This window comes from Bacteroidota bacterium, assembly GCA_016213405.1.
Lineage (GTDB): Bacteria > Bacteroidota > Bacteroidia > Palsa-948 > Palsa-948 > Palsa-948.
Window position 1 is genome coordinate 1 of record JACRAM010000113.1, and the last position, 24,599, is coordinate 24,599.

Below are 24,599 nucleotides of genomic sequence, written 5' to 3' on the forward strand. Positions count from 1 at the left end.
ACGAGCTGGATCTTGTCCGCTCTGTTTGCTCTAAGGCAAGAAATTAAATTGGTCTTGCAAGGGCAAAAATAGAAAAGTTTTAAATAGTGAAATAGTATATAAAAATCTTCAAAAAAAATTTGGAGATAACACAGAATCTGCTCAGTGTTCTCTGTGTTAAAGATTTTTTTCATTGGTAATATATCTAAAATCAAGCACATAAACCCTTATTCGGAATAATGTCTTCTGCTTTTTTTGATTAGGTGAAACTTACCAGCAATTGATTTTTCTCAATCGTATCCTCTTTCTTGATATGAATTTTTTTAATGATTGCCTCTACGGGCGACTTTAAAATATTTTCCATCTTCATTGCCTGAAGCACAACGAGTGCATCTCCTTTTTTTACGGCATCGCCTTCCTTTACGCGCACATCCACCACCAACCCGGGCATGGGCGCTTTCATCGCTTTGATTTTTGCTGAAGAAGCATTTTCTATTCCGAGTTCTTTCAGCAGGTCATCATATTTATCTTTTATCTGCACGTTGTATTTATTTCCATTCACACGAATGACAAAACTTTTTTCTTCTCTGTTTGCTTTCAGCACTTCTGCGTTATACGATTTATGGTCTTTGATGATGTGAAAGATTCCTTGTTTGACTTCGATAATATCAAAATCCTTTTCATTGCCCTGAATGGTGAAATCGTATTTGTTATTTACTTTGGCTTTCATTATCGCGTGATAATTATTTTTTGTGTTTTAGTAAATGCTCCGTTGTTGATTCTGCAAAAATAAATTCCGTTCGCTTCGCTTAGGTTTACTGTTTCCTGTTTTTGGTTTACGGTTTTATTGTAAACAATTTGTCCTATTGAATTGAAAACTTGTATTTCAACCGGAGACTGTAAACCAAAGACTATAAACTTTCCCGAAGAAGGATTAGGATAAATTTTTAAATCATTTTCAGTTGCAGTATTTTCTATACCAGTAGTCACCGAAGTTGAATCCGCAAACTTGGAAAGCAGCTTTACGTAAGCCGCGTTCACATAAATTCCCACTTCAGAAATTTCCCATGAGTTTTCGGGAAAGGATGTGTTCCAGTCCTTATAACTTTTCTGAACGGGCTGATTTTGAGGAGGAGAAATCGGTGGACCTGTATAAGCAGCATCTGGTTGATAATCTTTGTTCACGCCTCCGGGAATAAATGCAGGAGGAGCGCCTATATATGGACTTGCTCCTCCATCGTAAATCGTTCCATCGCCAAACCATCCGTGATAAATCTCCTGAGTGAAATTATCTCCGCCAAATACATTTGCGTTCGTCAGAAAAGCAAGTCCATGTGGATTTACTCCGTGCAGATAATGAATGTATCCTTCAGCAGCGTTTCGGTATTTAGTTTGGTTGGGTGCATCTAAATTGTATTGTACCATATTATATAAGATGCTTCCCTCTTCGCATTTGAACTGATTATTTCCCCACACATAATCGTTGTCCTGCATCTGCGCCATGTAAGCATCTGTATTATTATTGTAAGCGGGAAGCAAATCATTATTGTTTGATGAAACTGAAGTGATGCAATTATTTTTTATCGTGTTCACCACGCTTGCGGTCGCACCAATTGTATTGCAATAATAAAGAAGAGCATCTTGGTAAGGAGATTCAAAAGGATACCAATACGTCCACTGCAATGGCTGAATGTTGTAATTGTTGTCCACGTAAGTTCTGTAAGTAGTATTTCCTGTAGCGGCATAAAGATAAATCGCTGCGGTGAGCGAAGCGGAATTCTGGTCATAAGCCGAAACTTCAGGATTCGCGCTGGAGAAGCCGGAGTTGTTGTAGTTGGAATTTCCCGGATTATTCTGAAGCCATGTCCAGGCGAGTTGGGCTTTTGTCAGAAGAGTTGTTGAATAGGTTTGTAAAGATGGAATGGTATTATACATAATACTTGCATGTGCGAACAAACTCGCTGCAGTTCTGGTAGAAGATGAAGATGCTGGACCGTAAAGCCGTTGAGCAGTATCTGTACTTGGAGGAGATCCTCCAGTAAATCCCAATGTGGAAACTTTCATCAGTACTGAGCCGTCTATATTCTGCATTTTCAAAAGCCAGTCGAGTTCATATTTTATTTCATCCAGAATATCGGGAATACCGTTTCCGCTTTCAGGAATATTATAATTGTCTTTGAACACAGTTGGATTCTGTTCGTACGCATCCAATAAATAATTTACGGTTGCAAAACAAAAATTGGTGTACTTGTTGTAATCCCCCGCATCGTGCCACCCTCCTGATAAATCTTTTTCAAGCGAAACATTGCTGGGCTGTGTCACATCTCTGCAATTCAAATCCTGCATCGTTCCTTCATGGCAAATCACGTCTGTATAATTTGTTCCTGCATACTGCGCAGTCTTCGCCATGCCGCATCGCTGATGATAAAAAAAACGAATGGCGTATTTCAGCGCATCGTTGTAAACATTATTTCCAATCGTGAAAGTATAAGTGCGCTTGTTGTTTTGGCTGTCATATATATAGTAATCATCGGGAGCGACCACATTGCTGAAATCAAACCACCAGGCTTTGTCTCCGCTCTGCACATGCGTTGCTCCGCCATTCCACGGAATTGCAGGACCAATTGAAACAGTTGCATTATCCGACTGCCTTTTTACAAAGAGCGTATCATTCGGAGTGTAAGGGTCAGGAGCATTGTAACCCGTCTGCGGATCGGAGATAACACAGATTTTTCGGTCGTTCAGCTTGTAACCAATCTGATCTAACTTGAAGTGATTATCTATTGTTTGGGTAAACAAAGATGCAAACGGATAAAACAAACAGATGCAAACGGATAATTTCATGTCATAAAAATACAATATTCTTTTTGGCGGGGAGTTTATCACACATTCTAACGAATCATTCTTTATTTCTAAATTTACCGCTTCTATGAAGATTTCCGCATCCATATATTCAAGTAAAGAAAAATCACTTCCTGATTTGGTAAAAGAACTTGACGATTATATTGTTGATTATTTTCATATTGACTGCAACGATAACCTTTCTGTTTTTGACGATATAAAAACAATCCGAAGTCTCAGCAAAACTCCTGTTGATTTGCACATCATCAGTTCTCAACCAGAAATGTTTTTTCAAAAAATTATTGAGAACAATGTTGACCTTGTTACTTTTCAATACGAAAATCTAAAAAACGGCATTAACATCCCAAAGGAAATAAAATCAAAACTCGGACTGGCAATCGTTTCGGAAACAGAGACTGAAGTGTTTGAAAAATATAAAGACAGTTTTGATTTTATCCTGTTCATGACTACTACGCCAGGGAAAAGCGGAGGAACATTCAATAAGGAAAATTTTAAAAAGATTCGTGAGTTTCATAATAGATACCCCAATAAAAAAATTCATGTAGATGGTGGCGTTACTGCTGATATTTCTTTTGTGCTTCGCAACATGGGAGTTTATTCCGTTGTGTCAGGTTCGTATCTAGTCAACTCATTGATGATGGGCAACGCAATGCATAACTTGAGAAGCCAGTATTATGTTCCTTCGGGCATGCACGTGCGAGATGTAATGATGAGCAAAGAGGAAATCCCAATTATCAATGAAAAATCTTCTTTTGCCGATGTTTTAAAAAGCATTGATGAATTTAATTTCGGATTCACCACCGTTGCTGATGAAAGCGGAAAACTGAAAGGACTCATTTCAAATGCGGATGTTCGCAAAGGACTTATCAAAAAAATTTCAGACCTGAATAAAGTGGAAGTGAACGACATTGTCAACAGAAAGCCCATTCACGTTTATGATGATTTTACTATTACAGAAATGATAGAGTTCATCAAAAACACAAAGCAGAACATTCTATATTTGCCTGTGGTTGACCGCAATAATAATCTCATTGGTGCTATAACATTCACTAATCTTATTAAAGGGGAATAGTTATGATTATTAAATTGAAAAATTCAGTTGACGAAACCAAAGCAAACGAACTTGGAAAAGAATTGCAGTCGTTTGTGTTGAAGCAAAATGGCTCTTTTCTTCTTGTCACACCAAATAGACTCAAAGAAGTTGAAGAGAAGCACAAGTCATTGGTTGCTGAAAGTTTTGTTTTCAATGACGATATCCAGCTCGCGAGTAAAAAATATTTTAGCGGAACACGAGAAATAAAAATTTCTGATGAAATTTCAATAGGGGGAAAAACAAATAATACAGTTGTCATTACCGGACCCTGCTCGGTAGAATCTGAAGAGCAAATAGAACAAGCCGCACAACTTTGTAAAAAACTCGGTGTAAAAATTCTCCGTGCTGGTGCTTTCAAGCCGAGAACTTCTCCTTATACTTTTCAGGGAATGGGGGTTGATGGGTTGAAACTGCTTGATAAGATGCGCAACAAATACGGACTGAAAATTATTTCTGAAGTACGAGACAGTACTCATGTTCAGGAAATTATTCAGTATTCTGATATTATTCAGATTGGAGCGAAGTCAATGTACGACCACGGAATTCTGAAAGCATGTGCGAAAATAAAAAAACCCGTTCTCCTTAAGCGCGGATTCGGAACAACTGTTCAGGAATTCGTTCAGGCAGCAGAGTTTATTTTATCGGGCGGAAATGAAAACGTGATTCTCTGCGAGCGCGGCATCCGCACTTTTGAAACTAAAACAAGATTCACATTGGATTTGTGTGGAGTGGCATGGTTGAAAGAACATACGAATCTCCCTGTTATTCTTGACCCAAGCCATGCAATTGGTTATGCATATGGTGTTTCTGATTTAACACGTGCATGTATGGCGATGGGATGCGATGGCTTACTGATTGAAACACATCCAAATCCTGCTGTTGCAAAATCAGATGCTTCTCAGCAATTAAACTTTGATGAGTTCACAAAACTTTATGAATCACTCAAGCCGATTGCAAAAGCTATTGGCAGAAATATTATTTAACCGTGAATCCGAAAATAAAATTCCTAACCCTTGATGTGGACGGTGTTCTCACTGATGGAGGCGTTTACATTACCGAAAAAGGCGACATCGCAAAAAAATTTAATGTGAAGGATGGAGTGGGTATTCGCACGGCAATAAAAAAAGGAATCTATGTGGCGTTTATCAGTGCCGGGAAAAGCAAAAAACTCCACAACGCCCGCGCCAAAATGCTCGGAATTAAATTTGTTTATTCAGGCGATGAAGAAAAACTGGAGGTTGTTTCCCGCTGGTGCAAAAAATTAAAAATCAGCTTGGATGAAGTCGCTCACATTGCGGATGATACCAATGATATTAATTTACTTTCCGCTGTTGGATTTTCCGCCTGCCCGAATGATGCAGTCGAAGAGGTCAAGAAAATTGTAAAAGTTATTCTTGACAAAAAAGGCGGTGACGGTTGCGTTAGGGAGTTTATCGAAAAGCATCTGCTGTAATTTCCCGAAATTATTTTCTCAGCTCAATATTCCCGCAATGCTGGCGGAGAGATAGGATGCAAGTGTTCCGCACAGCAAAGCTTTCAATCCGAGTTTTGCCAGATCCGCTCTTCGTTCCGGAACCAAAGCGCTGATGCCGCCAATCTGCATACCCACGCTGCTGAAGTTAGCGAAACCGCATATCGCAATACTCACTATTAAAGTTCCTTTTTGTGTGAGAACAGGAACGGCAGAACTCGTGAGATTTTTAAATGCTACAAATTCATTGATAGTAAGTTTTTGTCCAAGTAACGTGGCTGCGCTGTTCAAATCCTGCGCGGGAACTCCCATTGCCCACGCAAAAGGAAAAAAAACTTTCCCGAACAAATAATCCAGCGATAATCCAGCGTGAACATGCCCGAGCAGCCAATTGATCAAAGCGATGAGCGCAATAAAACCGATGAGCATGGCAATCACGTTCATAGAAATTTTAAAACCATCTGCCGCACCATGGCTGATGGCATCAATCAAATTGCTGTAACTGCTTTTCACTTCGAGTTTCACATTTCCCATCGTTTGTGATTCTTCTGTTTCGGGATAAACAATTTTTGCAATCACCAGCGCTCCGGGAGCCGCCATCAAACTTGCGGCAATTAAATATTCTGCTTTCGCGCCCATGCTGGCGTACACAATTAAAATTCCTCCAGCGATGCAAGCCAGACTTCCGCTCATGGAAGCAAGCAATTCGCTTTTTGTCATTCCGCTCAGATACGGTCGAATCATCACCTGCGCTTCTACTTGTCCGACAAAAGCGCTCGCCACATTGCTTAATGCTTCTGCCCCACTCACACGCATGATAAAGTTCATCGCTTTTGCAATCACAGAAACTATCCGCTGCATAAGTCCGATGTGATAAAATATAGCAACCAGCACGCAAACTAAAATAATGGTAGAAGTAATATTGAAAGCAAAAACAAAAACGTGAGGCGCTGTGTAATTCTCTACTTTGCCTGTGTAATTAACCGCTGCAATTCCTCCGTAGGCAAAATCGGCTCCCTGCTTGGCGAACTGCTCAATCTTTTGCATCCCTTTTCCAAGCAGTTGAAAGAATTTTGTGACGGGTTCTACTTTCAGAACCAATACGGCAATTATAATCTGAAGTATGACACCGCTGATAACGAGGCGGTAATTGATGGCTTTGCGGTTGTTGGATGCGAGGAAGGCAATTCCGAAAATCAGAGCGATGCCAATCAATCCGGTAAATCTTTCCATCTATAATGAGATTACACAGATTTTAGAAAGATTACACTGATTATTTTTTTGCTTTTTATCGCTGTAATCTATTTTTGCCTTTTCGGAAATCGGTGTAATCATTTTCAAGATTTTTTTCTCTTGTTCAGCTCATCGCGGATGCGGGATGCGCGTTCGTAGTTTTCTCCGTCAATGGCGTTCTTGAGCATCTCTTTCAGCTCTTCGGTAGATTTTTTTGTGAGGTCTTTGTCATCTTTCTCTGAAGATTTTTTTACAACGGGTTCTTCGATGGCGGAGGAACCCAATCCTTCTTTCGGCTGGTCTTCCAGAATAATTCCCGCGGCAGAAAGAATAAATTCATAGGTAAAAATAGGGCAGTCGAAACGAACGGCAAGCGCGATGGCATCGGAAGTGCGTGCGTCAATCTCCACTTCTTTTTCTCCGTCATTGCAAATCAGCTTGGCGTAAAAAATTCCTTCAACGAGATTGTAAATGATTACTTCAATAAGTTTTACGTTGAATGTATCGGCAAAGTTTTTGAAAAGGTCGTGCGTGAGCGGACGGCTGGGTGTCATTTTTTCCAGTTGAATGGCGATTGCCTGCGCTTCAAATCCTCCTATGATAATCGGCAGGCGTCTTTTGCCTTTCATTTCACCGAGCACCAATGCGTATGCTCCTGCCTGTGTCTGGCTGTAAGAGAGTCCGATAATATCAAGTTTTACCTTTTTCACAAACCTTTCTACTGGTATTACGAATTTACAAAATAATTAGAAGCGGAATATTGGAAGAATGGAATGATGGAAGAATGAAAATTATCAACCTTCCAATTTTCCGGTCTTCCATTCTTCCTTTTTATTTAATGTGCTGATTTAAACTTTTTGATTTCTTCAATCAGTTTCGGAACCACTTCAAATGCATCTCCGCAAATTCCGTAGTTGGCGGCTTTGAAAAAAGGCGCTTCTTTATCTGTGTTAATTGCCACCATCACTTTGGAAGAATTTACTCCGGCAAGATGTTGAATAGCTCCTGAAATTCCTATGGCGATATAAAGATTCGGAGCGATGGTGATTCCTGTCTGCCCAACGTGCTCGTGATGCGGACGCCATCCCACATCGGCAACAGGTTTTGAGCAGGAAGTTGCGGCACCGAGAAGTTCAGCCAGTTGTTCAATCATTCCCCAGTTCTCAGGTCCTTTCAATCCTCTTCCGCCAGAGACAACAATCTCCGCTTCGGTGAGAACAATTTTATCAGATGTCTTTTTGGTTTCTTTGAATGTTGAATTAAAATCTGAATCACTGAAGGAGGGAGAAAAACTTTCTATCGCTGCGCTTCCTTCTCCGGTATCAAGATGAAAAGAGTTTGGATAAAGACCGATTATTTTTATTTCGGAAGAAATGGTTACATCCGTCAATCCCTTTCCTGAAAAACATTTTTTGCGGATGGTGAGACCACCCCCTGCCCCTCCTCCAGAGGAGGGGAGTTGAACAGCACCTGCTACAAGTCCTGCTTTTAATTTCACGGCAACTCTTCCGGCAACAGAACGACCTGAATAAGTGTAAGAGACAATAACCACTTTCGCATTTTCTTTTTGTGATGCCTGCGCGATGGCGGAAGCGAATGCGGAAGGGTTCAGCGCATTCAGTTTATCGTTCTTCACCGACAAAACTTTTTGCGCTCCGTATTTTCCGAGCGACTTCATATCCTCATCGCTCACATTGCCGATGACAACAGCAGTTACATTTCCGCCAACTTGTTTTGCGATTTCAGAACCGTAAGAAATTGCTTCGTAAGTTGATTTCTTGAACTTACCTCCCCAATTCTCTGCAAAAATTAATACTGACATATATTTATTTTTAAAATCCCCCTGCTCGCAGGGCTCGCTTTCCCCCTTTAAAAGGGGGAGAAAGGGGGATTAAATTGCTTTCGCTTCCGTATGTAATAAGTTTACAAGTTCAGCCACATTATTCGGGTCAATCATTTTGCATTCTCCTTTTGCCGGTGGCAAATCAAATTGAGCCGAACTGCTCAGCACTTCGCAAGCAGCAGGTTCAACCACCACAAGAGGTTTTGATCTGGCTGTCATAATTCCGCGCATGTTCGGGATGCGTGGTTCTGACATTCCTTTCTGCGCGCCAGCCACAAACGGCAGTTTCATTTCCACCACTTCTTTTCCTCCGTCAATTTCTCTTTCGAGTGTTGCGGTTGTTCCGTTGATATCCAGTTTCGTAGCGACAGAAACCGATGGAATGCCCAACAATTCTCCAATCATCATCGGAACCTGTCCTCCGTTATAATCAATAGATTCTTTTCCTGAAAGAATTACATCGTATGTATTTTTCTTTATCACTTCCGCAATCTGAAAAGCCACAAAGTAAGCATCGGTTGGTTCTGCATTCACGCGGGTGGCATCATCGGCACCAATGGCAAGGGCTTTGCGGAGGTTGGGTTCGGTGTTGGCTTGCCCCACATTTATTACAGACACAGTTCCGCCCAATGCTTCTTTCAATTCAAGAGCTCGGGTTAAGGCAATTTCGTCAGAAGGATTTATTATGAACTGAACGCCTTGTGCGTTAAACGCTTTTTTATCAGGAGTGAAAGTTATTTTGGTGGTGGTGTCGGGAACCTGAGAAATGCAGACAAGAAATTTCATAAATAATATTTTTTCAACGGGAAGCAAAGATAGAAGAAAATGGAAAGGTGGAATAGCGAATGAAGGAATAATGAGCCATCGCTTTGTAACATTCTTTTTTCGGTTATGGAATTTAATAATGACCTGCATCATGTTCTCAAACTAAAAACAAACTACCATGAACAACACTACTTACTTCCGCAACCTTATCCGGATAAATTCCAAAAACAGCATTTGCAGCACACGCCTTGCTGAACAGTTCAGTAAACGGTTTATGATTGCCCTTGCACTTGTATCGGGTGGATGGCTCTTACATGCAAACGAGGCATCTGCCCAGAAAAAAAATGACAAACCAGTTTATACCTGCCGATTGCCTTTGAATGACCGACCCTACACCTGTTGCTTGAAATCAATCAAAGTCTGTGAATTGCCTGTTAGTGATTGTAAGAATAATGTATTGCCTTCAAAAGAAACCGAGCAAGTAAAGGAAAATGACTATGCACCGAAAGTTCACCCCAAATGCGGACTGGATTTGCTTATCAAAACGGTTGAAGTGAGAGATGAATCAGAAAATCTTGCGGATAAACCGATTGAAAACCTGTTGGTTATTGAAACACTTCCGAAAACAATTGTTGAAGAGAACGTTGTCATTAAAGACATTGAATCAGAAATTCCTGAACCGCTGGAGGAACTAACATCAGATATTCAGGAAGCACCTTATGAGGAATTTATTCAGCCCATCACGTATACCTGCGTGCTTTATGATCCATATCCGGCAGAAGAAATCCTTCCCCTAACTGACCCGATTGTTGAATCTGAGCTGGGAGCAGGCGGACTAGTGACTATGGGTGAAGACTTTCAGACTATAAAGGGAGAAGAAGTGTATGAAATGGATAATGTAAAATGGCTAATGGCTAATGGAAATACATCAACCATCAACCCCGTAGGAAACAATTCCAACGGGGTAAACCATCATCAACCATTAACCATTGATTTGACTTGTTATCCCAATCCAACAGCAAACGGTTTGGTTACAATAAAATATTCGGTGAAAGAAAACAGTTCAACCGGCATGGTGCTGTTTGATATGAATGGAAACCTTGCAAAGACATTGCTTGCTCCGCAAAATTTAGAGGCATCAGATTATCAAAGCCAATTTGACCTGAGCGATTTGCAGGACGGAATTTATTTCTGCCAGTTAATATCGGGAGGAAATAAAACTACAACGAGAATCGTTATAAGTAAATAACTCAATCCAACACCCCCTCTACGTCTCCCCCAAGGGGGAGATGTCCGAAGGACAGAGGGGGCAGGGTATGAGGCAACAGGGGCAGGGCGAAGGTCCGAAGGACTCCTTCGGAGAATCTGTTCCTGCCTGCCTGCCGAAGCGAAAGCATAGGCAGGTTTTTGTTTTCACTCATAAGCAGGAAAGAGCCCTAACTCTTTTTTTGCTATAAAAAGCGAGCTTTTTGAAACAGAAAGCCAGCTTAACAAAATGGTTAGCCAGCTAACCAGCTTGAAAAGCCAGCTAACCAAAACGGATAGCCAGCTAACCAACTTGAAAAGCCAGATTAACCAAACGGATAGCCAGCTAACCAGTTTGAAAAGCCAGATTAACCAAACGGATAGCCAGCTAACCAGCTTGAAAAGCCAGATTAACCAAACGGATAGCCAGCTAATCAAGTTTTAAAAGCCAGCTTAATGTGAAGGAATAGTTGAGATTTATTTTGCGCTGTGAAAAGAAAGAGGTAGATTTGTGGAATGAAAATGAAATTACTTTCCTTGTTTATTGTTATTAGTGGGATTGCAAATGCGCAATGCCAGGCTGCATTCACATATAGCGTAAGCGGCAATAATATATATCTGACTGATGCTTCCACTTATAGCACTGCTATCAACTATGAATGGACATTCTACAACAATTGCGGAAGCGAATTAACGTATTTCAGCAATCCCCCGCAATGGCCCTTTACTACTCCTTATGCAGGTGATTACAAAGTTTGGCTTCATATTTCAGACGGTAATTTATGCAACAGCACTTTTTATGATACAATTACGGTTAGTGGAACTCATCCGCCATGCAGTGCATCGTTTTCTAATTGGAAAGATACTTCAATACATAAAATGGGATTCTATGTAAATGCACCCTGCTATTCCAAAAAATGGTTCTGGGATTTCGGAGATGGAAATCAAGACACTGCGATAAATTTGGGTTATGCACCAGCAGTTTATCATAATTATTTTACATCTGGAACTTATACAGTTTGCACAAAAGTTATTACCCAGGCAAACGATACTTGTTCTTTTTGTGATACAGTTAATATAGTTATACCTGCCAGCCTTAACGGAACAATATTTTCAGATGCAAATTCCAACTGTATAAAAGACGGAGGGGATATTTCTCTTGCCAACTGGATGGTTCAGGCGCAAAATACATCTTCGCTAACTAACTATTATGGAGTGGCTGCATCGAATGGCGATTACAATGTGCAGGTTCCAGCGGGTAATTATGATGTGAGTTTATTGCCTCTGAACAATTATTGGAATCAGGTTTGCCCTTTATTACCTTCTTCCTATTCTGTTTCTGTAAATAATGATGATACAGTTCTCAATTTAAATTTCGGAATGCAGGCAGCAGTCAGTTGTGCCGATTTAACAGTGGGAATCGGAACAGCGAATCAGCGCAGATGTTTGAAGAATAATTTTTTCTATATACAAGGATCTAACAACGGAACAGTTCCTGTTTCAAATGCATTGTTGAAAGTGAATTTCGATGCTAAAATTATTCCACTAAGTTCAACACTGCCCTGGGATAGTATTTCCGGTACAGAATATTTTTGGAAACTTGGAACAATGAATCCGGGGCAATCGGTTTCATTCACTGTTACTGATTCTGTTTCATGCAGCGCATGGTGGGGAGATACACTTTTATCCTATGCTCAGATTTTACCTTTGGCAGGCGATTGTAATACACTTAATAATTATGTGGAAGATGTATCAGTTGTTACTGGTTCTTTTGATCCGAACGAAAAAAAAGCAGTTACTACTACGAACAAAGCTCCAATCATTCAGGGAAATATTTTACAAACAGACACAATTACTTATACGATAGCTTTTCAGAATACCGGAACGGATACTGCTTTCAATGTTACTGTGTTCGATGAGCTTGATCCGAGTCTAACTGTATCTTCAGTGATAAGCGGGATAAGCAGCCATCCATATACTCTTCAAATACTCGGAACAAATGTTCTTAAATGGACATTTAACAATATTCTTTTGCCCGACAGTAATGTGAATGAACCTGCAAGCCATGGATTCATTAAGTTTAAAGTTCTGCAAAAGCCGAATAATCCCATCGGAACAGTTATAAGCAACTATGCTGGAATTGTATTTGACTATAATACTTCTGTGAATACTGATACGGTTATGCTGATAGTAAGCACTCCAACAGCAATTTATGAAAGCAAAGGAGAAAATAATTCAATCAGTGTTTCCCCCAACCCCACCAGCGGAGTTTTCACCATCCAATCCTCAGACCCTTCGGCTTCGCTCAGGGTGACAGCAATTGAAATTGTAAATCTTCTTGGAGAAAAAACCTATTCAACTCAGTTAACTCAATCAACTCAATTAACCATTAACCTTTCCGACAAGCCCAACGGAGTTTACTTTCTCCAGTTCACCACCGAGAAAGGCATAGCGAGAAAGAAAATTGTAATCAGCAAATAAATAAGGAATACTTTGTATCATTATCCCGAAGGGGATTCCTTTGGAGTTCGGAGAGACTCTTCGGGAAAAGAGACCCCTTCCCTCATAGGGACAGCGTCCGGCAAAAATTACTTCCTCTTTATTAGGCAGTCTGCTTTGATAAACGTACCTTTGTTCAGTTTAAAAAGATACCTTATATTTTTTTTCATAACTAAAGGCAACCAATGATGATTTTCTCGTCATATTAATAGATATGAAGAACATTAATAAAACATTTTTTTATTTTTTTCTGAAAAGTTTATTTCTTCTTCTCATTTTATTTAGCTTTTGTATTGACGGTTTCCCGCAAAAGAATGTAGGAGCGAACAAAATTATTTCTGATTCAGCAGCTATTCCTTTTTACATTACAAAAAACAAAGTATTGCCTGTTGAAAAAAATCACAACCCACAACAAAAACCCATCGCACCTTCTGCAAAAAAAATTCCTCCTATAACTTTCGCTGGAGAAATTTGTAACAATGGTATTGACGATGACGGTGATGGCTTGATTGATTTGAATGACACAGCGGAATGCGTGTGCAACGGATTTGGCGGAGGCAGCAGTTCTGTTCCATCCTTAATACCTAATCAATCATTTGAACAAATGAATTGCTGCCCCAGTAGTTATAGTCAGGTTTCATGTGCTACCGGATGGATACAAGCATCAACTGCCACCTCTGATTACATGAATACCTGCGGTATTGTTTTTGGTGCGGCTACTTCTGCAGGGCTTGTTCCTTTCCCTGATGGTAATGGAATTTTGGGTGCAATTTTTAGTCCGGGCTGGCAGGAATATGTTGGTTCTTGCTTATCATCACCCATGCTTGCAGGACAATCATACACTCTTCAAATGAATATTGCTTCAACTCCTATTGATAATTTCGGTGGTGTTTGTAATGGTGGCGTGATAGATTTTTCAGCAATTGACATAGTTATTTATGGAAGTACTAATTGCGGCAACCTGCCTTTCTCCGGAGTGGGATGCCCTCCTTCTCCATGGCAAGTGTTAGGATTCACTAATTACACACCTGTAAGTTCATGGGGAATAATATCCATCACTTTTACACCACCCGTAAATATTAATGCAATAATTTTTGGCTCACCCTGCACACTTCCTCCGAGTTATTCTCCGCCATCAGGATGTTATCCTTATTTTTATTATGATAATATATTGCTGAATACTACCGCCTCCTTTTCCCCTCTTACCATTAACCAAACTGGAATCTATTGTCAAAACAATATCGTCATAACATCGCATACCGATACTTCGGGCGGAACGTGGCAATGGTATGAAAACGGAATAGCCATTGCTGGGCAAAACGATTCCATTTTAGATATTTCCGGTAATAATTTGCCTCCAGGAGCTTACACGGCTGTTTATACAGTTGGAAGCAATTGTGATATGATTACAGATACTGTTCCTGTACCTCCCCCACCTATCGTTGCCAACTTCAGCGCCACATCAGTTTGCCTTGGCAATCCAACCCTGTTTACCGATCTTTCTACAGGCGGAGCAACTTCATGGAGTTGGAGCTTTGGCGATGGCAATACTTCTACGCTGCAAAATCCTTCCAACACGTATGCAGCCGCAGGAAATTATACTGTAACACTTACTGTTTTAGGAGCAGGGGGTTGTGATTCTGCCATTCCATATCCTATAACAGTATATCCACAACCCCTTGCTGCTTTTGTCGCTACAACGGTTTGTCTTGGTAATGCCACCCAATTCACCGACCAATCCACAGGCGGTGGAACAGCATGGAACTGGAATTTTGGAGACGGAAACACTTCCACCCTTCAAAGCCCTTCACACACTTACTCTGCTTCCGGAACTTATACCGCCACATTAAATGTATCTGCAACACCGGGCGGATGTAATTCTGTTATTACGCAGGTGGTGACGGTAAACGCTCAGCCAACAGCAAATTTTTCTGCAACCTCTGTTTGCATAAACAATCCCACACAGTTCACCGATTTGTCTACCGGTGGAGGAACTTCATGGAGCTGGAACTTTGGCGATGGAAATACATCCACTCTGCAGAATCCTTCCAACACCTATGCTGCTTCTGGAAATTATACTGTGACATTAACTGTAACCGCGCCTGGTGGATGCACGTCAACATTTTCTCTTCCTGCCACGGTGTATCCGCAAGCAATTGCTAATTTTTCTGCAACCACCGTTTGCGTGAACACACCTTCCACTCAGTTTGCTGATTTGTCAACAGGTGCTGCCACCTGGAACTGGAATTTTGGCGATCCTGCATCAGGAGGAAATAATATTTCCAGCCAGCAAAATCCATCACACTCCTATACAGCATCGGGAACCTATTCTGTTACACTTATTGCTACTACCAACAACGGATGTTCTGATACGCTCACGCAAATCATCACCGTAAATCCAAAACCCGCAGCAACATTCATTGTAACAACCGCCTGTTTTAATAACGCTACTGTTTTCACCGATTTATCCACCGGAAATCCTACCCAATGGGATTGGGATTTTGGCGATGGAAATGACACAACACTGCAAAATCCTTCTCACACCTACAACACAGCGGGAACTTATACCGCCACACTCATTGCCACAAACACTAACGGATGCAAGGATACTATTGCTCTTGTTGTTACCGTGAACCCGCTTCCGTTCGCCAACTTCAGTGCAACAAGTGTTTGCGTTGGCAATACAACCTGCTTTGTTGATTCAACAACCATTTCTTCAGGAGCCGTTACCGGCTGGGGCTGGAATTTTGGAGATCCCAATTCGGGAGCAAATAATATTTCCAATCTTCAAAACCCTTGTCATCTTTTTACCGCTTCAGGAAATTTTGTGGTGATACTCACCGCTACATCCAACAACGGATGCCAGAGTACAACCAACCTGCCTGTGGTGGTTTATTCTCTTCCGGTTGCCGCTTTCACTGCTAACAATGTTTGTCAGAACATACAAACATCTTTCACCGATGGTTCATTCAACGTAACGCAGTGGGCTTGGAATTTTGGTGATGGAAATACTTCTGCCCTTCAAAGTCCCGGTCATATTTATCAGCAGAGCGGAACATACACCGTAACGCTCATTGTTACTTCAGCCGGAAGTTGCACCGATACCGTCACCGGTACTGTTACGGTATATCCTCTTCCTGTTCCCAGCTTCATTGCCGACAGTGTTTGCGAAGGGCTGCCCACTTCCTTTACCGATTTATCCTTGGTGTCAGGTGGAACCATCAGCACATGGAACTGGAACTTTGGCGATGGAACTCCGATAGATAACGGGATGAATCCTTCTCACATTTATTCTTCTGACGGAAATTATAATGTCACGCTTACCGTTTCATCCAATAACGGATGCATCAGCTCTTTAACAATTCCTGTAATTGTATTTCAGCTTCCTGCTGCAGATTTTTCTTATTCACCCGGTTCGCCCATTGGTCTTTCCGATGATGTATCATTCACCGACATATCCATCGGAGGTGCCGTGCAGTGGTGGTGGGATTTCGGAGACACAGCCACATCGCTTTCTCAGAATCCCATTCATGTTTTCACCGATATTGGAACTTATGTTATCACGCTCATAGTAGCTACCAATCACGGGTGCATGGATACCGTTCAGCGACCGCTCGAAATACAGGACTATACGTTTTACATTCCCAATGCTTTCACTCCGAATGGAGATGGAAATAATGATTTTTTCTTTGGTGTGGGAATCGGCATAGTGGAATATGAAATGTTCATCTTTGACCGGTGGGGAAACCGGATTTTCTATTGCAAAGTGAACGACCCCGGTTCAAACGGGGCAGGGCTTCCGCAAACACTTCCCTGCATGTGGGATGGAAAAGTGGATGGTGGAATTTCAAGCGAGCGCGTGCAGGAAGATGTGTACGTTTGGAAAGTTCGCCTCAAAAATGTTTTCAATCTGGAATATAATTTTATCGGCACTGTCACGGTGGTGAGATAGTATTGTTTTTGTTTATAAAATAGTCCTTCCTTTTTTTATGTATTCTCCTTTGAAAACCTATCTTTGTTTAGTTATAAACACTAAATGTTTTCTTTCTGCACTAAAGGCAACTAAATAATAATTTTATCGTCCTAATCAAGATGAACAGTTTTTATAATATATTTTTTTCTTTATTCATCCGCGTCAGCTATTTTCCTGCACTTATTCTATCCTTGATAAGTTCGTCCAATGTTTTCTGCCAGACAACCGTAAATTTTAATTATACAGGATCAGCGCAGACATGGATTGTTCCTAACTGTGTGAACACAATTACAGTAACTGCTGTTGGCGCACAGGGTGGCGGACCTAATGGCGGTTTAGGCGCCACTGTTACCGCTACCGTTGCTGTTACGCCCGGACAAGTATTACAGATAAATGTAGGCGGGCAAGGAACAGTACCCGGTGCCGGTTGGAATGGAGGAGGGGCAGGACAAAGTGCGATAGGTACCCCTTCCTGTTTCCCTCCTTACACAGCCCTCGACAATACTTCTTTTGGTGGAGGAGGCGGGTCAGATATAAGGATAGCCCCCAACACTCTTGCTAACCGTTTAATTGTTGGTGCAGGCGGAGGCGGCATGGGTGGCGGAGATACCGATGCAAATGGTGGAAATGGTGATTGCAATACGGGAACTAACGGTGTGAGTCCTTTTGGACAAGGTGGTTTTGGTGCAACACAAATAGCCGGAGGCGCTGGCGGTCCGCCATGGATAGCAAGTGGCAACGCGGGGCAATCTGGTGTGTTGGGTGTAGGAGGCGCGGGTGGTTCAGACCCATGTTATAACGTAGGTCCGGGTGGAGGCGGAGGCGGAGGTTATTATGGAGGTGGCGGTGGCGGAAGCGATTGTTTTTCAAGTTGTCCGCTCGGTGGAGGCGGAGGCGGAGGCGGTTCATGCCTTGTACCTGCTGGCGGAAGCTGCACCGGAGCTAATAATCCCGGAAACGGACAGATAACAATAGCTTATGTCGCAGCCGGTTTCACTTCTACTACCTCATCTGCAAATCCTAACTGTAGTGGAGGAACAGGAAGTGCATGTGTCACACCAGGAGGTGGAACTCCTCCTTATACATACGTATGGAGTCCAAGCGGAGGAAATTCTTCCTGCGCGACAGGATTATCAGCAGGAAATTATACTGTAACCGTTACCGATGCCAGTGCCAGCGGATGTTCATCTACAAATACTGTCACCATCACCCAGCCAGCGGTACTTAACGCTGCTACGAGTTTTACAAATGAACTCTGCGGTCAATCAAACGGAACGGCAACGGTTAGTCCTTCAGGAGGTACTCCCGGATATAATTTTTTATGGAGTAACGGTCAAATAGCTTCCACCGCCACAGGGCTTGCTGCCGGCAATTATTCTGTAACCATTACCGATGCAAATGGATGTACTTACAATACGGTTGTTGCTGTAGGTTCTACAGGAGGTCCCACTGCCACAACCTCTGCAACCAATGTTTCCTGCAAGGGCGGAAGCAATGGAACAGCAAGTGTAACAGCATCAAACGGAACGCCTGCTTACACGTATGTATGGAGCAACGGGCAAACTACTGCCACTGCCACAGGTCTTTCAGCAGGAAATTATTCCGTGATTGTTACGGATGCTTCCTGTTCTCCATCGGGAGTGGAGTTAGTAAACAACGGAGACTTCAGCGCGGGCAACGCTGGTTTTTCAAGCGGCTATTCTTATTGCAATATGCCCGGATGCATGGGACCCGAAGGCACGTATGGAGTTGGCACCAACCCCATTTTTTACAATGGCGGTTTTTGTGTTTGCGGTGACCACACTTCCGGTTCAGGAAACATGATGGTGGTGAACGGTGCGGGAATTCCCGGAAGCAATGTTTGGTGCCAGACAATTCCTGTCACTCCAAACACAACATATAATTTTTCTACATGGGTCACCAGCATTAATCCGAGCAGCCCTGCCATCCTGCAGTTTTACATAAACGGCATTCCGCTCTGCGCCTCTTTTAACGCACCTCCTGCCTGCTGCGTTTGGCTGCAGTTCTTCTGCGTGTGGAATTCAGGAGCGAACACATCGGCAAATATTTGCATTGTAAATCAAAACACAACGCTTGGCGGAAATGATTTTGCGCTGGATGATATTTCTTTTCAGGCATGTACTTCGTGCAGCACAACGGCAGTGATTACCGTCACGGAACCGCCTGCACTCGTTATTACAAACGTAAGTTCAACGAATGAATTCTGTAATCGTTCTGACGGAACGGCAACAGTAGCAGCGGCAGGAGGAACAGGCGGATTCACCTATTTGTGGAATCCCTCCGCGCAAATCACTTCCACTGCCACAGGGCTTGCTGCAGGAAATTATTCTGTGACTGTTACCGATGCCAACGGATGCACGCATGACACCATGATTGTTGTGAACTTCACGCCCGGTCCCACCGCCAATGCAGGAACGGACGCAAGCATTTGTTTCGGCTTCTCAACTTCTCTCAGCGCAACAGGTGGAGGAAGTTATGTATGGTCGCCAGCAGCGGGACTGAACAATCCTGCCATTTCAAATCCGGTCTCTACTCCTGCTTCCACCACTTCCTATACCATCACCGTAACCGATGCAAACAACTGCACGGCAACCGATGATGTGCTGATTACGGTGAATCCGAAACCTATTGCCTCTTTCACGGTGACCTCCAATTGCTTCAACAACCCGACTGTCTTTACCGACCAATCTTCCAATGGAAATATAACACAGTGGAATTGGGATTTTGGCGACACGCCTCCTGCTTTTTCCACTTTGCAAAACCCTTCGCACACCTACAATGCAGCAGGCACTTATACCGCCACTCTTATTGTTACCACTGCTGAAGGATGCAAAGACACTGCTTCCTTAACGGTGGTGGTATTCCCGGTTCCTTCGGTGAATTTTTCTTCCGGCAACGTATGCATCAATTCTCCCACTTGCTTCACTGACCTGTCCACTATTTCTTCCGGCAGCATTTCCGCATGGAGCTGGAATTTTGCCGACCCCAATTCAGGAGCGAATAATATTTCCAACTTGCAGAACCCCTGCCACACTTACACTGCCGCAGGCACTTACACGGTGGTGCTCACCGTTTCCTCAAACAACAATTGCCAGAGCACCACCATTCTTCAAACCACTGTTTTAACTCCGCCCGTTGCTTTATTCACCGCGCCCGATGTTTGCCTGAACGCGCCCACTGTTTTTACTGACGGCTCAACAGGACCCACCAGCTGGTCATGGCAATTTGGCGATGGAGGAACTTCGGGTGTGCAGAATCCGCAGCACACGTATCTCGGTTATGGAAATTATATTGTCACGCTCATTGTTTCTTCGGGAGCCACTTGCGCGGATACCGCTTACGATACGGTGCTGGTGAATCCATTGCCGGTGGTGAATTTTGCTGCCGATAAAGTTTGCATAGGAGATACAACTTCTTTCACTGATTTGTCGTTCATTCCTGCCGGAACTATTTCTTCTTGGAACTGGAATTTTGGCGATGGCAATTCCGACACGGTTCAATTTCCTGTTCATGCGTACGCCTCCGCAGGAAACTATAATGTTACGCTTACCTGCACCTCCAACAATAATTGCACGAGCTCCGTTACGATTTCTGTGTTGGTTTATCCTCTTCCTATAGCTGACTTTTTATCTTCTCCCGCGCCCACCATTGATTTGATTGACCCGGCTGAATTCAACGACCTCTCCACCGGAGCGCCCGTGCAATGGTTTTGGAATTTTGGCGACAGCACAGGCGACACCGTGCAGAATCCTTTTCATCTTTATGCCGACACAGGCGCGTATGTGGTTACGCTCATAGTTGTTTCCAACAACGGATGCAGGGATACGGTGCAGAAGACGGTTGAAGTAAAAGATTTTGTTTTTTATATTCCCAACACCTTCACTCCGAACGGTGACGAGCTGAATGATTTTTTCTTCGGCACGGGGCTTGGAATCACCCAATACGAAATGAGCATCTTTAACCGCTGGGGCAATTTAATTTTTACCTGCAAGGTGAACGATGTTCCGCAAACGCTGCCCTGCATGTGGGATGGTAAAGCAAGAGGCGGCAGTTCAAAGGAACGGGTGCAGGAGGATGTGTATGTATACAAAATAAAATTCACCAGCGTGTTTGGCAGGGAATATAATTTTGTGGGGCAGGTGAACGTAGTGAAATGAGAAATGCCTTTCCTGATAACTATCGGGACGAAAGTTTGTTTTTCATCGGCAGTTTCTTCTGACCCTTCGGAGGTTTGCTCCGTGCTTTCGAAACTTTCTGCCGACCCTTGGTACATAAACACAATTAACTATTTTTACCATTCTTTTTTTGAAATCTATGCAAAACGTTTTCATCACAGGAGGAGCAGGATATGTGGGAGCAGTGCTTGTGCCAAAACTTCTTACTAAAGGCTACAAAGTAACTGTTCTTGATTTGATGATTTATGGAGAAGAGGTGCTTCCCAAACATCCTAATCTAAAATCTATAAAGGGAGATATACGCGACCAAAAACTTTTGAAAGAACTTTTGCCCGGTCATGATGCGGTGATTCATCTCGCTTGTATCTCTAATGACCCAAGCTTTGAACTCAATCCAACTCTTGGCAAATCCATCAACCTCGATGCCTTTGAACCGCTTGTGAAAATCTCTAAAGATTCCGGAGTAAAGCGATTCATGTATGCCTCTTCCTCCAGCGTGTATGGAATAAAAGAAGAGTCCAATGTTCACGAGGGAATGAAACTCGAGCCGCTCACCGACTATTCTCTTTTCAAAGCGCAGTGCGAAGAGGTATTAGAAAAATATCGTAGTGCTGATTTCACTACGCTAACGATTCGTCCTGCCACCGTTTGCGGATACAGCCCGCGCCTGCGTTTGGATTTAACGGTGAACATTCTCACCAATCTTGCTGTGAACAAAGGAGAAATCACCGTGTTTGGCGGAGAGCAGAAGCGCCCGAATATTCACATTGAAGACATGACGGATTTATACATCATGCTGCTCGAACTTCCGAAAGAAAAAATTTCCGGAAAGATTTGGAATGCCGGTTATGAAAATCATAAGGTGAAAGAAATTGCGCAGATGGTGAAGAATGTTGTCGGGGAGAATGTGAACATCATCACCACTACCACCAACGATAACCGCTCGTATCATATTTCTTCCGAAAAAATAAAAAAGGATATTGGATTTGTCCCAAAGCATACCATTGAAGATGCGGTGAAAGATTTGAAAAATGCTTTTGAAAAAGGATTGATCCCGAATTCTTTTACTGACGATAAATATTTTAATGTGAAACTTATGCAACACATTAATTTGCAATAAAAAATATTGGAACGCTGATGACGCTGATAAGACTGATTTTCACGGATTTAATCTGCGTGCATCTGCAACATCTGCGTTATCCGCGTTCTATTTTCCTATGAAAGTACCATACATTAATTTAGCACTTCAGCATCAGGACATTAAGCAAGAACTTCTTTCTGCTGTTGAAAAAGTTTTGGTGAGCGGACAATTTATTCTGGGAGAAGAAGTAAAAAAGTTTGAAACAAGTCTTGCGAAGATTGCCGGAACAAAATACGCCATTGGCGTTGACAATGGAACAGATGCTTTGGTTCTTGCTTTAAAAGCGCTTGGAATCGGAAAAGGAGATGAAGTGATTACCGCTCCAAATTCTTTTCTGGCTTCCGCTTCGTGCATTTCTCTCGTTGGAGCAAAAATTGTTTTTGCCGATGTGCGCGATGATTTCAACCTTGACCCTGAAAAAGTGGAGAAAGCAATCACGAAAAAAACAAAAGCAGTCATAGCCGTTCATCTTACAGGCAGACCTGCCGGCATGGATGCGCTTCAAAAAATCTGTAAGCGAAAAAAAATCCATCTTATAGAAGATTGCGCGCAGGCAGTAAGCGCTGAATACAACGGAAAGCGTGTCGGTTCTTTCGGAATCGTAAACATATTTAGTTTGCATCCATTAAAAAATCTCAGCGCGGCAGGAGATGGGGGAGCGCTGACCACAAATAATGACAAACTTTACTCATGGCTTTCCCGCGCGCGCAATCACGGATTGAAAAACCGTGATGAATGTGATTTCTGGAGTATGAACTCGCGATTGGATAATCTTCAGGCGGCAATACTGAATGTGAAGCTGAACTATTTTGAACAGTGGACAGAGCGAAGAAGAAAAATTGCTGCTATCTATTATTCCCGATTGAAACATCTTGATATGATTGTTCCGCACGACCAACCGAATGAGAAAGCGGTATATCACACATTCATCATACAAACAAAATTCCGCGATGAGTTGAAAAAGTTTTTATCCGATAACGGAGTTGATTCAAAAGTTCATTATCCGATCCCGATTCATTTTCAGAAATCGGCAAAGAGTTTGGGATACAAGAAGGGAAGTTTTCCTGTAACTGAAAAGCAAGTAAAAACCATTTTGAGCTTACCCATCTACGCTGAACTCACCGATGAACAGGTGAATTATGTGTGCGATAAGGTAGTTGAGTTTTATAAATTGAAAAAGAATTAATGAAATTATGTCCCCCGCTGGCGGGGGCAGGTGTGTATAACAATCAGAGAACAAAAATCAGAAGAGCAATTACAACATGAATAACCCCTTGGAACAAAAATTTCTTTCGGTGCTTGAAAAGGACCGAAGCAAATTCATCAGCAAATGGATGATTGCCTGGGATTATCAGGAAATACGGAAGAAGCGTGGACTAAAATACAACGATGAACTTCCCGAAGATTTTTTTTCATATGGAGGGAAAGAAGATTTGGTGAAATGGATGAACTGGTTTCATTTTGATTTCCCCGATTATTTCCCTTCATCGCTTACAGAAGATTTGATTAAAGCAAGTTTGGAAAATGATAAAAGAATTCTCAGCAAGCTGAATCTCACTTATGATTTTCAGAATTATAATAAAAGAGTCGGAATTAATAACGCGCATGATTTTCTTTTTCCGAATTTCTATCCCGTTCCTGAAAGGAACAAAATAAAAAACATAATTGATTTTGGCGCAGGTTACGGCAGGCAGGCAAATCTTTTCACTTCAAAAATTTCTGAGTGCATTTATACAGCGGTTGACGCCATTCCAAATTCATATTGCCTGCAGAATTTATATTTCTCCCATCTCGACAAACCTTTTTACGAATACATCGACAGTCAGGATAATTTCAAAATAGAAAACAACAGGAAAGGAATTTATCATCTGCCAACCTGGAGAAAAGATTTATTGCCCGATAATTTTTATGACTTGGTAATGTGCGTTCAGGTTCTTCCTGAATTGAATTCTACGCTGGTACGTTCAATGCTGAAAGAGTTTCACCGTGCCCTCAAGCCCGGTGGAATGTTGTATATTCGTGACCATGCCAGTACGTGGAAACCCGCAGGGAAAATCAATGTGGACGAATTCCTTTCTGAGAATGGTTTTATACTTGAATTCAAGCCGCACATCATCAATGAAAAAGACCTGCACGGAATTCCGCGCATCTGGAGAAAAATTGATTCTGAAGTTGTGAAATCTCAAACGATGTCGTTTGACCGAAAACTAAAACAAACTATTGAAGATATTGATACGCTTTCTGGAGGATTGCTCCGAAAAGTTGTGAAGAAAGTAAAATCCCCGAAGGGGTAAACAAA

General features: G+C 42.2%; 16 protein-coding genes. 10 read left to right on the top strand and 6 right to left on the bottom strand.

The genetic code is table 11. The annotated features are described in order from the left end of the window. Positions 1-238: 238 nt before the first annotated feature. Together HY841_13370 and HY841_13375 are read right to left on the bottom strand one after the other, a co-directional pair. On the bottom strand, positions 239-709 hold the full coding sequence (locus HY841_13370; GenBank protein ID MBI4931751.1) for a biotin/lipoyl-binding protein: 471 nt from the start codon (positions 707-709) through the stop codon (positions 239-241). Beyond that, positions 709-2,928, bottom strand: coding sequence for a glycoside hydrolase family 9 protein (locus tag HY841_13375; GenBank protein ID MBI4931752.1), 2,220 nt, complete (start codon positions 2,926-2,928; stop codon positions 709-711). The genes HY841_13370 and HY841_13375 overlap by 1 nt, the downstream gene beginning before the upstream one ends. Here HY841_13375 and HY841_13380 point away from each other — a divergent pair. From HY841_13380 to HY841_13390, 3 genes are read left to right on the top strand one after another with little or no spacing between them, the layout of a single operon-like run. Further along, positions 2,909-3,913 (top strand): CBS domain-containing protein, encoded by a 1,005-nt coding sequence (locus HY841_13380; GenBank protein ID MBI4931753.1) that lies wholly within the window; start codon positions 2,909-2,911, stop codon positions 3,911-3,913. The two genes, HY841_13375 and HY841_13380, sit on opposite strands and share 20 nt — an antisense overlap. A 2-nt stretch (positions 3,914-3,915) precedes the next feature. After that, positions 3,916-4,917, top strand: a complete 1,002-nt coding sequence (locus tag HY841_13385) for a bifunctional 3-deoxy-7-phosphoheptulonate synthase/chorismate mutase (GenBank protein ID MBI4931754.1) — start codon at positions 3,916-3,918, stop codon at positions 4,915-4,917. A 2-nt stretch (positions 4,918-4,919) separates the two neighbouring features. After that, on the top strand, positions 4,920-5,387 hold the full coding sequence (locus HY841_13390; protein MBI4931755.1) for an HAD hydrolase family protein: 468 nt from the start codon (positions 4,920-4,922) through the stop codon (positions 5,385-5,387). 18 nt (positions 5,388-5,405) lie between these two features. Here HY841_13390 and HY841_13395 read toward each other — a convergent pair whose 3' ends face one another. From HY841_13395 to HY841_13410, 4 genes are all read right to left on the bottom strand, one after another. Then, positions 5,406-6,638, bottom strand: coding sequence for a NupC/NupG family nucleoside CNT transporter (locus tag HY841_13395; protein ID MBI4931756.1), 1,233 nt, complete (start codon positions 6,636-6,638; stop codon positions 5,406-5,408). Between the two features lie 104 nt (positions 6,639-6,742). Next, a complete protein-coding gene (locus HY841_13400; protein ID MBI4931757.1) occupies positions 6,743-7,348 on the bottom strand; it encodes a bifunctional nuclease family protein in 606 nt (201 codons plus the stop codon). Positions 7,349-7,473: 125 nt separating this feature from the next. After that, on the bottom strand, positions 7,474-8,460 hold the full coding sequence (locus tag HY841_13405; GenBank protein MBI4931758.1) for an electron transfer flavoprotein subunit alpha/FixB family protein: 987 nt from the start codon (positions 8,458-8,460) through the stop codon (positions 7,474-7,476). 69 nt (positions 8,461-8,529) lie between these two features. Continuing rightward, positions 8,530-9,267, bottom strand: a complete 738-nt coding sequence (locus tag HY841_13410; GenBank protein ID MBI4931759.1) for an electron transfer flavoprotein subunit beta/FixA family protein — start codon at positions 9,265-9,267, stop codon at positions 8,530-8,532. A gap of 157 nt (positions 9,268-9,424) precedes the next feature. Between HY841_13410 and HY841_13415 the strand changes: the two genes are divergently transcribed. The 7 genes from HY841_13415 (at position 9,425) to HY841_13445 (ending at position 24,594) form a co-directional block, all read left to right on the top strand. Continuing rightward, entirely contained in the window at positions 9,425-10,495 is a 1,071-nt protein-coding gene (locus HY841_13415; protein ID MBI4931760.1) for a T9SS type A sorting domain-containing protein, read from the top strand. 518 nt (positions 10,496-11,013) lie between these two features. Continuing rightward, entirely contained in the window at positions 11,014-12,972 is a 1,959-nt protein-coding gene (locus HY841_13420; protein MBI4931761.1) for a T9SS type A sorting domain-containing protein, read from the top strand. Positions 12,973-13,204: 232 nt separating this feature from the next. Further along, on the top strand, positions 13,205-16,942 hold the full coding sequence (locus tag HY841_13425) for a PKD domain-containing protein (GenBank protein ID MBI4931762.1): 3,738 nt from the start codon (positions 13,205-13,207) through the stop codon (positions 16,940-16,942). Positions 16,943-17,082: 140 nt separating this feature from the next. Further along, a complete protein-coding gene (locus HY841_13430) occupies positions 17,083-21,141 on the top strand; it encodes a PKD domain-containing protein (GenBank protein MBI4931763.1) in 4,059 nt (1,352 codons plus the stop codon). A 157-nt stretch (positions 21,142-21,298) separates the two neighbouring features. Continuing rightward, complete coding sequence (locus HY841_13435; protein MBI4931764.1) at positions 21,299-22,279, top strand: SDR family oxidoreductase; 981 nt, start codon at positions 21,299-21,301, stop codon at positions 22,277-22,279. A 97-nt stretch (positions 22,280-22,376) separates the two neighbouring features. After that, complete coding sequence (locus tag HY841_13440; protein MBI4931765.1) at positions 22,377-23,486, top strand: DegT/DnrJ/EryC1/StrS family aminotransferase; 1,110 nt, start codon at positions 22,377-22,379, stop codon at positions 23,484-23,486. A gap of 76 nt (positions 23,487-23,562) precedes the next feature. Next, positions 23,563-24,594 carry a class I SAM-dependent methyltransferase gene (locus tag HY841_13445; GenBank protein ID MBI4931766.1) on the top strand — a complete coding sequence of 344 codons (1,032 nt, stop codon included), beginning with the start codon at positions 23,563-23,565 and terminating at the stop codon, positions 24,592-24,594. Positions 24,595-24,599: the final 5 nt, after the last annotated feature.